This window comes from Ruegeria sp. B32, assembly GCF_025141855.1.
Lineage (GTDB): Bacteria > Pseudomonadota > Alphaproteobacteria > Rhodobacterales > Rhodobacteraceae > Ruegeria > Ruegeria arenilitoris.
This window is the reverse complement of sequence record NZ_CP081106.1, coordinates 457920-472988: the sequence shown is the minus strand read 5'-3', so window position 1 is coordinate 472988 and position 15069 is coordinate 457920. Positions and strand designations below refer to the sequence as shown.

At 64.5% G+C, this 15069-nt stretch carries 12 protein-coding genes; 2 read left to right on the top strand and 10 right to left on the bottom strand.

Going from position 1 to position 15069, the window contains the following annotated elements; all coding sequences use genetic code 11:
• Nucleotide 1: 1 nt before the first annotated feature.
• Together K3752_RS02535 and K3752_RS02530 are read right to left on the bottom strand one after the other, a co-directional pair.
• Nucleotides 2–973 (bottom strand): LysR family transcriptional regulator, encoded by a 972-nt coding sequence (locus tag K3752_RS02535; protein WP_170420139.1) that lies wholly within the window; start codon nt 971–973, stop codon nt 2–4.
• Between the two features lie 90 nt (nt 974–1063).
• Nucleotides 1064–3499 carry an FAD-dependent oxidoreductase gene (locus tag K3752_RS02530; protein WP_260064737.1) on the bottom strand — a complete coding sequence of 812 codons (2436 nt, stop codon included), beginning with the start codon at nt 3497–3499 and terminating at the stop codon, nt 1064–1066.
• Nucleotides 3500–3684: 185 nt separating this feature from the next.
• On the opposite strand from K3752_RS02530, the gene K3752_RS02525 reads away from it, so the two are divergent.
• Both K3752_RS02525 and K3752_RS02520 read left to right on the top strand, forming a co-directional pair.
• Nucleotides 3685–5202, top strand: coding sequence for a trimethylamine methyltransferase family protein (locus K3752_RS02525; protein ID WP_260064735.1), 1518 nt, complete (start codon nt 3685–3687; stop codon nt 5200–5202).
• An 83-nt stretch (nt 5203–5285) separates the two neighbouring features.
• Entirely contained in the window at nt 5286–6254 is a 969-nt protein-coding gene (locus K3752_RS02520) for an agmatinase (protein WP_260064733.1), read from the top strand.
• On the opposite strand, the gene K3752_RS02515 is transcribed toward K3752_RS02520, so the two are convergent.
• The 8 genes from K3752_RS02515 to K3752_RS02480 form a co-directional block, all read right to left on the bottom strand.
• Nucleotides 6251–7231, bottom strand: a complete 981-nt coding sequence (locus K3752_RS02515; RefSeq protein WP_170390782.1) for an arginase family protein — start codon at nt 7229–7231, stop codon at nt 6251–6253. The genes K3752_RS02520 and K3752_RS02515 overlap by 4 nt on opposite strands.
• 62 nt (nt 7232–7293) lie before the next feature.
• Nucleotides 7294–8883: a proline/glycine betaine ABC transporter permease gene (locus K3752_RS02510; protein WP_260064732.1), complete on the bottom strand. Its 1590-nt coding sequence runs from the start codon at nt 8881–8883 to the stop codon at nt 7294–7296.
• Nucleotides 8876–9913, bottom strand: a complete 1038-nt coding sequence (locus tag K3752_RS02505) for a glycine betaine/L-proline ABC transporter ATP-binding protein (RefSeq protein ID WP_170339611.1) — start codon at nt 9911–9913, stop codon at nt 8876–8878. The genes K3752_RS02510 and K3752_RS02505 overlap by 8 nt, the downstream gene beginning before the upstream one ends.
• An 84-nt stretch (nt 9914–9997) precedes the next feature.
• Complete coding sequence (locus tag K3752_RS02500; protein ID WP_093964480.1) at nt 9998–10948, bottom strand: glycine betaine ABC transporter substrate-binding protein; 951 nt, start codon at nt 10946–10948, stop codon at nt 9998–10000.
• A gap of 347 nt (nt 10949–11295) precedes the next feature.
• Complete coding sequence (locus K3752_RS02495) at nt 11296–12072, bottom strand: heme ABC transporter ATP-binding protein (protein ID WP_260064728.1); 777 nt, start codon at nt 12070–12072, stop codon at nt 11296–11298.
• Nucleotides 12073–13146 (bottom strand): FecCD family ABC transporter permease, encoded by a 1074-nt coding sequence (locus K3752_RS02490; protein ID WP_409233609.1) that lies wholly within the window; start codon nt 13144–13146, stop codon nt 12073–12075.
• A complete protein-coding gene (locus tag K3752_RS02485; protein WP_311201680.1) occupies nt 13143–13991 on the bottom strand; it encodes an ABC transporter substrate-binding protein in 849 nt (282 codons plus the stop codon). The genes K3752_RS02490 and K3752_RS02485 overlap by 4 nt, the downstream gene beginning before the upstream one ends.
• Nucleotides 13991–15043, bottom strand: a complete 1053-nt coding sequence (locus K3752_RS02480; protein WP_260064723.1) for a hemin-degrading factor — start codon at nt 15041–15043, stop codon at nt 13991–13993. Before K3752_RS02480 ends, K3752_RS02485 begins: the two co-directional genes overlap by 1 nt.
• Between the last annotated feature and the right edge of the window lie 26 nt (nt 15044–15069).

Here is a 15069-nt window from a genome sequence, read left to right as displayed (position 1 = left end):
GTCAGGCGGCCTGATCTTCCATCGTCCGGAAATCACCCTTCAGCCACAAATGCCGCTTGCACATCGGTTCGGTAAAATACTGCCGGATCAAGCTGCTGAGGGCCTTGTGGATCAGTTTAGAAGTGGTGTCCGGATAGACCTCGGTCGTGAACAGAGAAACGATCCTGACAAAGTTCCGACCCGGAAAAGGCGTTGCCCGCACCGAGTCATGATAGCGATGCGCCCGGTGGAAACACCCGGCCGTGGTGATCGCCCATCCGCTGCCTTCGGCGACCAGCCCCATGATCGACTGGTTGCATTCCAGCTCGAACCGGTTGGGCAGGTTGTACTTGTTGCGCGTCAGCTGGATCTCTATCTGCTTGCCGATCGTGTAGTCTCGCGAATACCGCAGCAGCGGCAGGTCGGAATGGGGCGAGAACAGATCCTGCACCTCGCCCTTGAACTTTTCGGGCACGATCACGATGAACGGATCCCGCATCAAAGGGTATTCGACCAGGCCCTGTGTGCCGCCCGGCGGTCGGGTCGCCACGCCCGCGTCCAGCTTGTGCTCCTGCAATTTCTCGATGATCTCGTGGCTGGGCCGCGTGAAATGCCGGAAATTGCAGCGCGGCAGCGCATGGGCCAGAAACCGGATCAGTTCAGGCGCGATCTGGTTGTCGAAATCATCCACCAGGGCCAGCCGCAGATCGGTGGCGTGGCGCCAGTTGCCAGACCGGATCTCGGCCTCGCCCCGCTTCAACACGGTCAGGCCATCGCGTACATAGCGCGAAAATACCTCGCCAGCCGGTGTCAGGCTCATCGGACGACGGCCGTGATCCACAAGTGCGATGCCAAGGGCGTCTTCCAGGCTGCGAAGATGGTTGGAAACGGTGCTGATCGACAAACCCGTTTCCGAGGCCACCTGCTGAATCGAACCGGACTTGGCGATCAGGCGGAACACTTCCAACCAGCGCAGGCTCAGTGTTTTGGACACGGGGCAAAACCCTCCCGCAATTTCGATTTCATCGAAACTAGCGAAACAGAGTTTTTGCTTTCGGGCAATGGTGAATGTTGGTCACACCCATTAGCTGCGCATGCGGGTGAACTCGGGATCGTAGGGGCAGGCAGGGATCACCCGCGCCGGAACCCTGTCACCACACAGGTCCAGCATCATCTCGCTGCCCTCGGCTGACAGGTGCGGCTCGACAAAGGCATGCGCCAGGTTCAGCCCGGTGCGATGCCCCCAGTCGCCTGAGGTCACCGTTCCCACCACCCGATCCCCGACCATCAGCGACGCACCGGGTTGCGCGGGCGCGTGCGTGGCCTGCACTTGCAGGGCAACCAGCTTGCGCGACGGCCCATTGGCTTGCCGTTCGATCAGCGCCGCGCGCCCGATGAACTCCGGCTTGTCCAGCCTAACAAAGCGGCCCAACCCAGTTTCGAACGGGTCATATTCGGTGATCAGGTCGGCCTTCCAATGCAGGAAGGTCTTCTCCATCCGCATCGACTCGATCGCCCGCGCGCCGAACAATTGTAGGCCAAAGGCCTGTCCGGCCTGTCGCAGCGCAAGATAGGCCGCATAAAGCGAGGCGTTGGGCACATGGATCTCATAGGCCAGTTCGCCCGAGAAACTGACGCCCATCACGGTGGCGGGCGCGATGCCGACAAAGCACTCGCGCACGCTGAGCCACGGGAAGGCGTCCCGCGACCAATCCCCGCGCGAACAGGCCGACAGCACGTCACGCGCCCGTGGCCCGGCCAGAACCAGGATGGTCTGGTCGTTGGTCAGGCTACGCAACTGCACGTCCTCGTCGGGGGCGATGTGCCGGGACAGCCAATCCATGTCATGCAGTTCGGCCGCTGCGGCCGAGCCGTACCAAACCCGATCCGGCCCCCGGTCACTGGCGGGCAGATTGGCAATGGTCGCCTCGGCCTTGACCATGCCCTTGTGATTCAGAAGATAGGCCAACCCCACCCGACCCGGGCGACGGGGCAGCGCGCCGCAGACCATCCTGTCGAGGAACGCATGCCGGTCGGTACCGGTGATCTCGATCCGGTTGAACCCGTTGACCTCGGCCAGCCCGACATTCTGCTGCACGTTGGCGACCTCGGCGGCGATCACGTCGAAGGTTTCGTCAAAATCGAAACTGAGCGTCGGCGTGAAATCGGGCGTGGGCTTGATGTACTCGACCCGCTCCCACCCATTCACCACGGTAAACTCCGCGCCCTCGGCGGCCAGAACCGGGGTCAGCGGCGTGGTCTTGGCGGGCCGCCCGGCGGGGCGGTGCTCGTGCGGAAAATGAAAGCGGAACTCGTTCTGATAATCCTCGATCGCCTTCAGCGCGGTCAGCTCGACATTGGCATGCCCGGCGAACCGGCGCGGGTCGAGGCACCAGGTGTCATAGCAGGCCTCGCCATGCACGATCTGCTGGGCCAGAAGCCAGCCGTGGCCGCCCCCCTCACCCAGCCCGGCCCGCAGGCCGATGATGCAGAATGCGTTGCGCTTGCCGGGGATCGGCCCGACCAGGGGTGCACCATCGATCGTGTAGGTGATAGGGCCGTTGACGACCGTGTGGATCCCGGCCTCCATCAGGGCGGGCATGCGGGCAAACGCGCCTTCCAGCACATCGGTCACCCGGTCCAGATCGTCCGGGCACAGCGCGTTGACGAAGTTCGGATCGATCCCGTCCATGCCCCAGGTCTTGCAGTCCTGTTCGTAGAAGCCCAACAGCAGCCCGTTCTTTTCCTGCCGGCAATAATAGTCGCTGATCGGGCAGCGCAGCAGCGGCATGCGGTGGCCGGCATCGCGGATCGCGGGGATTTCCTCGGTCAGGAAATACTGGTGCTCCATCGAGGCCACGGGATGGTGTACGCCCATCATCGCGCCCACCTCGTTCACGCGGTACCCGCAGGCATTCACCACGATGTCGCAGTCGATGTCGCCGTGCTCGGTATGAACGGTCCAGGTGTCATCCTTGTGCTGGGTCAGGGCCGTGACCGGCGCGTTGCGATAGACCTCGGCCCCGGCCTTGCGCGCCCGCCGCGCCAGCGCCTGACACAGCTGGGCGGGGTCGATGTCTCCGTCCAGCGGATCCCACAACCCGCCCAACAGATTGTCGGTGGAAATCAGCGGGTGGCGACGGGCGCATTCCTGGGCGTCGATCACCTCGAACTGCACGCCCATCCCCCGCGCCATCGAAGCGAAATGGCGATAGCCCTGCATCTGCGTTTCGGTATTGGCCAACCGGATGCCACCGTCGCCATGATGGTAGTTGATTGGATAGTCCGGGTCCTCGGCCAGTTCCTTGTACAGGCGGATCGAATGCGACTTGAGCCCCACCATCGTCTGGTTCATTCCGAAATTCGTCACCTGCGCGGCCGAATGCCATGTGGTGCCGGATGTCAGCTCGTTGCGCTCCACCAGAACCACGTCGCTCCAGCCTTCCTGCGTCAGGTGATACAGGGTTGAACAGCCAGCGATTCCGCCGCCGATCACCACGACCTTGGTGCGCGATTTCATGGGTGTGCTCCTTCTGACATTCCCCGAACCCTGCCGAACGACGCAGCGGGCGGGCAATGGCGCAGTGGCCGGTCCCGAAAAATCGAAACGGGGATTGAGATTTCTCAAAACGGCATTTCCGCTTTGGCCGCACCCCGCGTTGCCGCGTACTCTGCAGGGCAGGATCGGATCAGGAGCCTTCGAAGATGCCAGAACAGGGCAAACGCGGCGGGCGGCGGGCCAGGCTGGCGCAACGGGCGGCCAAACCGGCCTTTGACCCCTGCCCGCCCGGCCAGACCGGTGGGCAGTACAAACCCCTGACCTTGCCCGAGATCGCGGCGATCCACGACACCGCCCTGCGCCTGCTGGAAAGGCTGGGCATGGGCGAGGTGCCCGACCGTTTGGCACAAGACCTGATCGCCGCCGGCGCGCGGCCCGGCCCGCCGGGACGGCTGGTCTTTCCCCGCACGATGGTCGAAGGCGCGGTCCGGCAGGCCGCCAAACGGTTTACCCTGCACGGGCGCGACCCGGCCCGGTCGATCGAGGTGGGCGGCGACCGCGTGCATTTAGGCACCGGCGGAGCGGCGGTCCAGACGCTGGACCTGGACAGCGGGCTCTATCGCCCGTCGACCCTGGCTGACCTGCATGACTTCACCCGCCTTCAGGACACGCTGGCCAATGTCAGCTGGTTCACCCGATGCTGCGTCGCCACCGACGTGCCGGACAATTTCGATCTGGACGTGAATACCGCCTATGCGCTGATCCGGAATACCACCAAACCGGTGGCAACCTCGTTCACGCTGGCTGAACATGTCGCGCCCATCGTGCGGATGCTGGATATCGCCGCCGGAGGCCAGGGCGCCTTTGCGGAACGCCCGTTTCTGAAGGCGCATATCAGCCCGGTGATCTCGCCCTTGCGGTACGGCGAAGATGCGGTGGACGTGGTCTATGAATGCATCGCGCACAACATCCCCATGTCCTGCATCACCGCAGCCCAAGCCGGGGCGACCGCGCCCGCAACCATGGCCGGGTTTCTGGCCCAGTCGCTGGCCGAAACCCTGGCCAGCCTGGTCATGGTCAACGCGATCCGGCCGGGCTTTCCCATGGTGTTTTCCAACTGGCCCTTCATCATCGATCTGCGCACCGGCGCGTTTTCGGGCGGCAGTGGCGAAACCGCCGTGCTGAACGCGGCCTCGGCCCAGATTACCAACTGGTTGGGGCTGCCCTCGGGCGTGGCCTGTTCGATGACCGATGCCAAGGCCATCGACGCGCAATACGGCGCCGAAAAGGGCATCACCTCGCTGGCCGCCGCGCTGGCCGGGGGCAACCTGATCTACGAAAGCTCGGGCATGACGGCCTCGCTGCTGGGGGTCAGTTTCGAGGGGTTCGTTCTGGATGACGAGATGCATTCGCACACCTATCGCGCCCTGCGCGGGATCGAGGTGACCGAAGAAAACCTGGGCTTTGACGCGATCTGCCAGTCGGTTCTGGGCGAGGGCCATTTCCTGGGCAGCGCCCACACCCATGCAGCGATGGAGCGCGACTATTTCTACCCCGCCCTTGCCGACCGGGCCGAGCCGCGCAGCTGGCAGGACAGCGGCGCGCGCGATGCCTGGTCCACCGCCCGCGACCGCGCGCGTGAAATCCTGCGCACGCATCATCCGCAATACCTCAGCCCCGAACAGGAGGCCGAGATCCGCGCCAATTTCCGGATTCTGTCCTGATCCGACGCCGTTGTGTCGCGGACCGGGTGTTTTTGACGCGGGCTTGGCGCTAGGCTCGGGCAAACCACGACACAGGGGGCCCCATGGCAAATGCGTTCTTTCAACCCGTCTCGGCGATGGAACTGGCCCGCTTTGCCGGTGTCCCCACCTTCATGCGCCTGCCGGCCCTGACCTCGGACGACGACCGGATGGATCTGGTCGAGCTTGGGCTGGTCGGCATCCCCTGGGATGGGGGCACCACCAACCGGCCCGGCGCGCGGCATGGGCCGCGGCAGTTGCGCGACCAGTCCACCATGATCCGCGCCATGAACCCGGTGACCGGTGTTGCCCCGTTCGAACTGGTCAACTGTGCCGACCTGGGCGACGTGCCGCCCAACCCGGTGGATATCGAGGATACGCTGGACCGCGTCACCCGCTTCTACACCGACCTGACGCTGCGCGGCATCGTGCCCCTGACGGCGGGCGGCGATCACCTGACCACCCTGCCCGTCCTGCGGGCGCTGGCCAGCGACGGCCCGCTGGGGCTGATCCAATTCGACAGCCATACCGACCTGTTCGACAGCTATTTCGGCGGGCACAAATACACCCATGGCACCCCGTTCCGCCGCGCGGTCGAGGAAGGATTGGTCGATCCCGAACGCTTCGTGCAGGTGGGCATTCGCGGCACCGCCTACAACACCGAGGATATCGAATGGGGCGAGGCGCAGGGCATCCGCATCATTCGCATCGAAGAGTTGTTCGACCGCGGCATCGACGATGTCATGGCCGAGGTCCGCTCCATCGTCGGCGACGCGCCCTGCTATTGCACCTATGACATCGATTTCGTGGACCCCACCCATGCCCCCGGCACCGGAACGCCCGAGATCGGCGGCCCCAACAGCTCTCAGGCCCAGCAGGTCATTCGCAAGCTGGAAGGTCTGAACCTTGTGGGCGCGGATCTGGTCGAGGTCTCGCCGCCCTTTGACCCGGCGGGCGGCACCGCGTGGCTGGGCATTTCGCTAATGTTCGAACTGCTGTGCGTGCTGGCCCAGGCGATCGACGCGCGGCGCTAGGCCCGCGCGACGTTCTCGGCGATCATCGAGATCATCTCGAACATCACCGCCGCCGCCGTCAGCGCGGTGATGTTGTTGGGGCTGTCCTTGGTCGGCATCATGCAGACCACATCGCCGCCGACGATGTTGAGCCCCCGCGCGGCATGCAGAATGCCTACGGCTTCGTCGATGTCAAAACCCTTCTCGCCGGGTTCCAGGTTCGACACGCCCGGCGCGATGGTCGGATCAAGGCAGTCGAGATCGAAGGTGATGTAGACCGGCCGGTCGCCCAGAACATCGCGCGTTTGGGCCACCACGTCGGCCAAGCCACGCTGGCGGAACTCGCGCATGGTGACGATGTTGTAGCCATAGTCATATGAAGGCTGCAGCCAGTCCAGGCTGCGCGGATGCCCCCGCAACCCGATCTGCATCGACCGGGTCGGGTCCACCTGCCCCTGATCGGCCAAGTAAGCCCCCCAATGCGCGGCGGACTTCTTGGCCCCCAGGAAATGATCGACCTTGGTGAACACATCCGTATGCGCATCCAGATGCAGAAAGCTGACCGGTTGCCCGCCCGCCAGTTCGCCTCGGCCCAGCGCCTGCACGATCCCGCCCGTGATCGAGTGATCGCCGCCCACCGAAACGGGCCGCGCACCGGCGGCGTCGATGTCACGGTAGAAGGCGGTTATACGCTCGATGCAATCCTCGTTGTCGTTGGCGCGCGGGAACGGCACGTCGCCAACATCGGCAATGCGCGCGCTCGACCACGGATCGATCTGGAACAGCGAATGCACCCGGCGCTGCACGGCGGAGACATGACGCAGCGCACGCGGGCCCAGATGCTGGTCGCGCTCGGTGGTGCCGTTGCCGGCGGAATGCGGCACGCCCACAAGGGCGATATCCTGATCCTGCGGCCCCACATGGGGGCACCGGAACAGGGTCGGCACGCCCCACCAGTACAGGTTGTCCATCATGGATTGTTCGTAGCGGTCCGCCATCGTGTCTCCCCGCCCTGAAGTGAAACCGCCCCAATTGGTGTTCCAGAGGGGCGGCTGTCGCGTCAGATCTTTTCGTCTTCGCGTCGGAAGGCGCCCTGAACGATGCGATCCATGACCATGGCCAGGAACAGGATCGCAAAGCCACCCAGCAGGCCCGGCCCCTTGGCCGCGTATTGCAGCGCCTCAAGGATTTCCTTGCCCAGCCCCCCGCCGCCGATCAGCGAGATGATCACGACCATCGACAGACACATCAGGATGGTCTGGTTCACGCCGGTCATGATCGACGGCAGCGCCAGCGGGATTTCCACGTCCTTCAGCAACTGCCATTTCGAGGCGCCAAAGGCCACGGCGGCCTCTTTGATGCTTTCCGGCACCCCGCGCATGCCCAGCGCCGTCAGGCGGATCACCGGCGGCATGCCGAAGATGATCGTAGCAAGGATGCCCGGCGGGTTGCCGGTGCCAAAGAAGGCGATGATCGGGATCAGGTAGACGAAGGCCGGCAGGGTTTGCATCAGGTCCAGCACAGGCTCGGCCGCGCGATAGGCGCGTTTGGATTTGCCGAACCAGATGCCCAGCGGAATGCCGAAGGTGACGCACAGCAGCACGGCCGCGCCCACCAAAGCCACCGTCTCCATCGCCACGTCCCAATAGCCCAGCAGCGCGATATAGGCCAACGACGCGGCGGTGAAGATCGCCACGCGCGGACCCGCCGCGCGCCACGCGGTCACGCAGATCACCAGCATGACCACCGGCCAGGGCGACCCGATCAGGGCCACGGTCAGCCCGTCCAGAACCGAGCGCACACCGGCAACAATCCCGTCGAAAATGTCTCCGCCCGCGGCGGCTGCGGCGTCGATCCGGGCCTCCATCCAACTGGCCACGACCGAGAACAATGTGCCCTGATCAGGCCCGAGTATCATCTCGGACACTTGTTTTTCGGGGAAGGCATCCAGCAGCGGAAGCGAGGCATTCACTGTGAACTTGTAAACGATCAGCGGTCCGATCGCAGCGATCAGAACCGCCCCCAGAACCGTGTTCCGCGTCGAGCGGCCGCTTTCGGTGCTGTCGGGGTTGATCCGCCAGTTCGAGTACTGTTTTTCGTACACCCGGTCAGCGTAGAACCCCTGAACCAGTTTGAAAACCAACAGCATCAGAAGCCCGGTGACCATGATCCCAAGGGCTTCGGACTGTGCCAGCTGCGCTTTCTCAAGGCTGCTGTCCGCCGCTTTCTGGATATTTGCGGCCAGTTTGTTGAACCGGTCTATGTCTGCCTTCTCGGTTGCATCCGCCGCGCGGGCCAGCAGCTCGTTTGCGCGTTCCTGCTGACGGGCCGCGCGTTCGGCCAGATCGGCCCCCGGGTTACCCCAGGCGCCGCGACCGATCTGCACCCAAGCGATGATCTCAAGGATCAGGAAGGTCCAGAACATCCCCCAGATCGCCCGCGAGGCGGACCAGAACGGCCCCAGCACCGCCGCCCACAGGTTGAACGTGTTCGGGATCGGGCTGGTCGCATCGTGGATCTTGTGAAAGGCGTTGACGTAATAATCACCATTGGGGCCTGCGAATTCGTGGATCGACCGATCCAGCGCCTCGCGGTCCACCTCGATGTCGGAGGCGGCCGTGACTTTCAATTCCGTGGTTGCATCAGTCATTTTTGCCCCCCTGAATTCCGCGCAACAGGCGTGGTTTGGTCACGACGCCGACATCCTGACCGCCATCGGTAATCACCACCGGAAGCTCGGTGTTCACGGCCAGATCGATCAGCTGGTCGAGGTCTGCGCCCTCATCGGCACGCGGCGCGCCATCCAGCGGGCCGGAATAACTGTCCAGCGGCTCCATGATCGAATGTGCCTTGACCAGTTTCAGTTTGGATATGCCCTGCACGAACTCGCGCACATAGTCGTCGGCCGGGTTCATCACGATGTCCTCGGGCGTGCCGATCTGGACGATCACACCGTCCTTCATGATGGCGATGCGGTGGCCGATGCGAATGGCCTCGTCCAGGTCATGGGTGATGAACAGCGTGGTCTTTTTCAGCTGCGCCACCAGCGCCTTGAACTGATCCTGCAACTGCAGCCGGATCAGCGGATCCAGTGCCGAGAACGGTTCGTCCATCAACAGGATTTCCGGGTCCGAAGCCAGCGCGCGCGCAATGCCTACGCGCTGCTGCATCCCGCCCGACAGTTCCTTGGGCAGCCGGTCCTCGTAGCCGGTCAGGTCCACCAGGCCCAGCGCATGATCGGAGACCGCCCAGCGCTTGGATTTCGAGACTTTGCGGATCTCAAGCGGATAGGCCACGTTGTCGCGCACGGAACGGTGCGGCATCAGCGCCATGTGCTGGAATACCATTCCGATCTGCTGCGCGCGGATGCGGCGCAGCTCGGACTCGGAGATCTTGGACACGTCCTGCCCCATGATCTCGATTTTTCCGGCCGTGGGCTCGATCAGGCGATTGACATGGCGCACAAGGGTCGACTTGCCTGAACCCGACAGGCCCATGATGCAAAAAATCTCGCCACGCGGCACTTCGAACGTGGCGCCTTGAACACCCACCACGCAATTGAATCTTTCAAGAACTTCAGGTTTTCCAATACCTTCATTCCGGACCGCAGCCATGGCTTCTTCGGCCCGTGCGCCGAAAATTTTCCAGACATTTTCTAGTTTTACGACAGGTTCGTCCATTTGCCCCTCATCTACGGGGTTGCATCCCGGCAAACAGGCAAAGGGCCGCCGCGATCAGTCGCGACGGCCCCATGCGTTTGTGATTTAGTTCGTCAACCAGCCGATAACGGTGTCTTCGTTTTCAGCCACCCACTGGCGGGCGAAATCGGCTGCTTCGATGTTGTCCACGGCCAGCGCCTTGCCCATCGCGCTCAGATCATCACCCTGCATCTGGTAGTTGCGGAACAGGGCCGCGACCTCGGGGTGATTTTCCTCAAGTTCTTTGGCGTAGTGCAGGTGCAGAGTTGCCCCGTTCCACGCAGTGGAGGCCTCGGACTTGTCCAGCCAGTCCGGGTCATCGGTGGGCTGAACGATCGTCCAGGTGGCCGGATCATGCGGCGGCTCTTCCAGCACGGTCAGTTCTTGGGTCACGAAGATGTAGTGCGGGCTGTAGCAGAAACCGATCCACGGATCGCCGGCCTTGGTCGCGTTTGCCAGGTTGGCATAGGCGATGGTTTCTTCGTACTCGGTCAGTTCGAAGATCTGGTCATAGCCATAGGACTTGGCGCGGATCTTCTCGACCACGGTCGACGCCCAGCCGGGTGCGCCGATCCAGACCTCCGGGGTGCCGTTTCCGTCAGTGTCGAAGATGGCCATCTTGTCCGGATCGCTCAGGTCGTCGATGGATTTGATGTCATATTCCTCGGCAATGTAGGTCGGAACGCACATACCCTGCTCGGCCTGAACCGGGTTCTCGTTCATCACGACTGTGCCGTTCTGCTTGACATAGGTGTCGTGCAGGTTCTGCTGGTTCGGCATCCAGACTTCCGGATGGACGTGCATCGCTCCGGAATCCATCGCTTCGAAAACGATGGGGTTGGTGCCGTTCTGCAATTCGACATCAAGGCCAAGGTTTTCTTCGATAACGACTTCAAGAATGTGCGCGGTGGCGTTCACCGACGCCCAGTTCGGCACACCGATCACGATATCGGCAGCAAAAACCGGGGCAGCGACCGCCATCGATGCGCCCCCCAGTAACGTAGCAAGTTTGTTCATGTTGCATCTCTCCATGTTGGTCGTCTTCGGCGCTGATTCTCGTTGATCGAAAGCGATCGGGCGGACGGGCCAGATCGTCGAGATCGGGTCAGCGTCTCGGGTGTATTGAGCGCGTTTCGCATGTGAACACGCCCCGCACTGAAAAAAGTGAAGCACCTGCCGTTTGACCCATCAAGCGCAACTTCGAACCGAGGTCACGGTTTCGAAATTCTCGCAAAATGGTTTCGCTAAATTCCGAACCACGGTCCCACGCGTCGGGGTGAAGCCCGTGGGACCGTACGTTGGATTGGCACGCCTGCTGCTTGAAATCTGGCTGCCATGCAGTTTGGTTCAGTGGGGATTAAGCCTCAAACCAGCGCCTGCGGCAAGACAAACGGAACGTCAGTTGCCGGCAGCGTGCTGACCGGCAGATCTATGCCATAGACCTGCCGCATCACCTCGTTGGTCATGACGTCCGAAACAGCCCCGGTGCGCCAGACCTCTCCGTTCGACAGAACGCAGACCTTGTCGGCGAACAACGCGGTCAAGTTCAGGTCATGCATCACGACCACGACGCCCCCGCCCTGATCGGCGAATTCGCGCGCGATGCGCAGAACCGTGAACTGATGCGCGATGTCCAGGCTGGCGACGGGTTCGTCCAGCAACAGCCAGCGCGGCCTGTCGCGCCGCACCGCGCTCCAGACCTGGGCCAGAACGCGCGCAAGCTGCACGCGTTGCTGCTCACCGCCGGACAGGTTCTGGTACGAGCGCGGCTCGAACCCCGCAAGATCGACATGCGCCAGCGCGCGCGACGGCAAGGCGTCGTCGCCGTCGGCCAGGCCACCGGGCAGGCCCAGCCGTACGACTTCCAGCGCGGTAAAGGGAAAGGCGACCGCCGAGGATTGCGGAAGAACGCCCCGCATCGCCGCCAGTTCCCAGGGCTGCAGGGCCGCGATGTCCTGGCCGTTCAAGGTGATCCGGCCGGTGTGCGGGATGTCGCCCGACAGCGCCCCGAGCAAGGTGGATTTGCCCGATCCGTTGGGCCCGATGATCGCGGTGACCTCTCCGGGTTCGGCCAGGAAATCCACATCGCGCAGGATCTGCTTGCGCCCGATGCGGACGCTGACATTTTCAGCTTTCATCATTCACATTCCCATCGATCCGTGGCGGCGCAGCAGGATCCAGAAGAACACCGGCGCGCCCAGAATGGCCGTGACGATGCCGATCGGCAGCTCGGCTGGGGCCACGATCACCCGGCTGATCATGTCGGCGGCCAGCAGCAGGGCGGCGCCCAGCAAGGCTGCATTCACCAGCAGCCGGTGGTGATCGGGGCCGGTGCCCAGCCGCAGCAGATGCGGCACGACGATACCGATGAACCCGATCCCGCCCGACACGGCCACGGCCGCGCCGGTGGCGGCGGCCACCGTCAGGATCGCGATGTTCTTGCTGCGTTGGACCGGAATGCCGATGTGATGCGCCACCGCTTCGCCCATGGCCAGGCCGTTCAGGGCGCGGGCCAGACGCTGCGCGCACAGGATCGACGCCAGGATCAAGGGCGCGGCGGTGGCGACCTTGGTCCAGGTCGCACCGGCCAGCGAGCCCATGCCCCAGAAGGTCAGATCGCGCAGCTGCTGATCGTCGGCGACATACACCATGACCCCCGACACCGCGCCCGACAGGGCCGCCAGGGCGATGCCGGCCAGCAGCATCGTCGCCACCGAGGTCTGCCCCTGGTGCGTTGAAACGCGATAGAGGATCAGGACCGAAGCCCAGCCGCCCTGAAAGGCGGCAACCGCGACCAGGCCACTGCCGACCCAGGCCAGAACAGCGGCGGGCAGAAGGTTGCCGAAGACGATGGCGGTGATCGCGCCCAGCCCCGCCCCGGCGCTGACGCCGACGATGCCCGGATCCGCCAACGGGTTGCGGAACAGCCCCTGCATCACCACGCCCGACACCGCCAGCGCCGCCCCGACCAGGATGCCCATCGCCAGCCGCGGCAGGCGGATGTCCCACAGCACGATCCGGTTCAGATCCGACAGGCCCCGGCCATGCAGCAGATCTGACACGGCCATCTTCAACGAGGCCTCGGACGCGCCGACCGAGATGCTGGCCACGCTGGTCACGGCCAGAAGGCCGACCAGGGCCAGGGTCACCCATGCCGCCCGCGACCTGCGGGCCGCGGCGGACGGGCGCGCGCCGTTGTCCAGTGCCAGCATCATGAGCCCCCGACGCCCCGCAATGCGGCCGACAGATCCATGACCGCGTCGGCGGTGCGCGGGCCGAAGCCCAGCAGATAGGCGCCGGGCATCCGGATCAGCGCCCGGTTCCGCCCTGCCGGAGTCAGCCGGACCGCGGGCAGCGCGAACAGCTCTTCCTCCGAGAGGATCGGCCCGCCCTGACGCTCCATCATCAGGATCACGTCCGGCGCGGTGGCGGCCATGGCTTCGGGCGTCATCGTCTTGAAACCCGTCACATCGGCGGCCGCGTTTTTGCCTCCGGCCATGCGGATGATGGTGTCGGCCTGGGTCTCGGCCCCGCCGACGACAAACTCGCCGCCCCGTGCCGAAAGCAGGAACAGCACCTTCACCGGCGCACCCTGCGCGGCGGAGGCCTCGGCCAGCGCCCGGTCCAGCCGGCGCGCCGTTTCGGCCGCCAGGGTTTCGGCCTCGGCCTCGGCCCCCAGCGCGGCCCCCACGGCGCGGATCTTGTCGATGACGCCATCGCGCGAGAATTCGTCGGCAATGGTGACGTAATCCACGCCGGCCTCCTGCAGCACAGCGATGGTCTCGGGCGGGCCCGACCCTTCGAGCGCAAGGATCAGGTCGGGGGCAACCGACAGCACGCCCTCGGGCGACAGGGCCCGGCGATACCCGACATCGGGCAGATCCGCCGCCTCGGGCGGCCAGGTCGAACTGCGGTCACGGCCGACCAGCCGGTGCTGCTGGCCCAGGGCATGGACGATCTCGGTCAGCGAGCTGCCGATGGCGATCACGCGTTTGCTCTCGGCCTGCGCGGCCGCCGCCGAAACCAGCAATGCCGCGCAGAGTGTCACCAGGCGCCGCATCATGCCGCTCCGGTATCGGCCGGGCCGGGCAGCGCGGCCACCAGCGCGTCCCAGGCAGGGCGATGATCGGCCTCGCCGGTGCGGCGCCCGAAGATCTGCAGGATCAGGGCGCCGTCCGCGTCGAAAGCCTCGACCGAGATCGCCGGGCCGCGCTGGGTCGGCTTGTCGACGGCCCAGACCTCGGCGATGTGATCGCTGCGCAGATGCAGGTTGAAGCCCGGATCCAGCACGTTAAACCACGGCCCCATCTGCTGAAGATTTTGCACCGGGCCGCCGTGGATCTCGATGCAGCCGCGGTTGCCGACGAAGATCATCACCTCGATCTGCCGGTCCCGCACCTGTTCGAACAGGCCGGTGACCGCCGCGGGATCAACCGCGCGGGCCAGCGGTTCGCCCGCGATGCGATAGGCGCCCAGCCGGTTCATCCTGAGCTTCGAGGTCAGGCGCAGGAACTGGTGCGTGTCCGTCATCTGGGCCCATTCGTGGCGCAGGGCGTCGGCCTTGTCGGCATTGGCCTTGGGCGCTTCGGCCGGTTTGCGCGGCATGACCGCCATCGTCTGGCCTTGATCCTCGGCAGCCAGTGTCCGGACCAAGCCGTCCCAGTGGCCCAAGTCCGAGCCATCGCGCAGGATGATCTTGTGAACCGCGTCCCCGGCCGCATCGAACACCTGGATCGAGCGGCGCAGACCGGCCTCGGTTTCCCGCTCGACGGCAAAGACATGGTGCCATTGCGCGGGGAACATGCGCAGGTCGATCTCTTCGGTCAGCACCATCGCGGCATGCTGGCCGCTGTGGTAATTGTCGTATCGCCCGATCTTTTCAATCACGCAGGACGGGTTACGCGTCAGCGCCATGACCTCGCCCAAACCGGCCAACTGGCCGAACAGCCCGTCAAGGCCAAGGTTCAGCCGCGTCACGCCCTGCCCGGCAAAGGCCGCGACCAGCTGGCCCTCGCTCAACCCCAGCGTTTGCGCGAAATCGCGGTCTCGCTGACCTGTCTTCTGCGCATAGGCAGCACGAATATCCTGAGGAGCCATAAGCACCTGTTCCATAGCGGGTTTCCCGTCTTCTTCGTGGT

Coding starts and splice junctions, on each gene's coding strand:
- K3752_RS02480 (WP_260064723.1), bottom strand. CDS start 15,043: ATGGAACAGGTGCTTATGGCTCCTCAGGATATTCGTGCTGCCTATGCG.
- K3752_RS02505 (WP_170339611.1), bottom strand. CDS start 9,913: ATGGACGAACCTGTCGTAAAACTAGAAAATGTCTGGAAAATTTTCGGC.
- K3752_RS02525 (WP_260064735.1), top strand. CDS start 3,685: ATGCCAGAACAGGGCAAACGCGGCGGGCGGCGGGCCAGGCTGGCGCAA.
- K3752_RS02495 (WP_260064728.1), bottom strand. CDS start 12,072: ATGATGAAAGCTGAAAATGTCAGCGTCCGCATCGGGCGCAAGCAGATC.
- K3752_RS02485 (WP_311201680.1), bottom strand. CDS start 13,991: ATGCGGCGCCTGGTGACACTCTGCGCGGCATTGCTGGTTTCGGCGGCG.
- K3752_RS02520 (WP_260064733.1), top strand. CDS start 5,286: ATGGCAAATGCGTTCTTTCAACCCGTCTCGGCGATGGAACTGGCCCGC.
- K3752_RS02510 (WP_260064732.1), bottom strand. CDS start 8,883: ATGACTGATGCAACCACGGAATTGAAAGTCACGGCCGCCTCCGACATC.
- K3752_RS02530 (WP_260064737.1), bottom strand. CDS start 3,499: ATGAAATCGCGCACCAAGGTCGTGGTGATCGGCGGCGGAATCGCTGGC.
- K3752_RS02490 (WP_409233609.1), bottom strand. CDS start 13,146: ATGATGCTGGCACTGGACAACGGCGCGCGCCCGTCCGCCGCGGCCCGC.
- K3752_RS02500 (WP_093964480.1), bottom strand. CDS start 10,948: ATGAACAAACTTGCTACGTTACTGGGGGGCGCATCGATGGCGGTCGCT.
- K3752_RS02515 (WP_170390782.1), bottom strand. CDS start 7,231: ATGGCGGACCGCTACGAACAATCCATGATGGACAACCTGTACTGGTGG.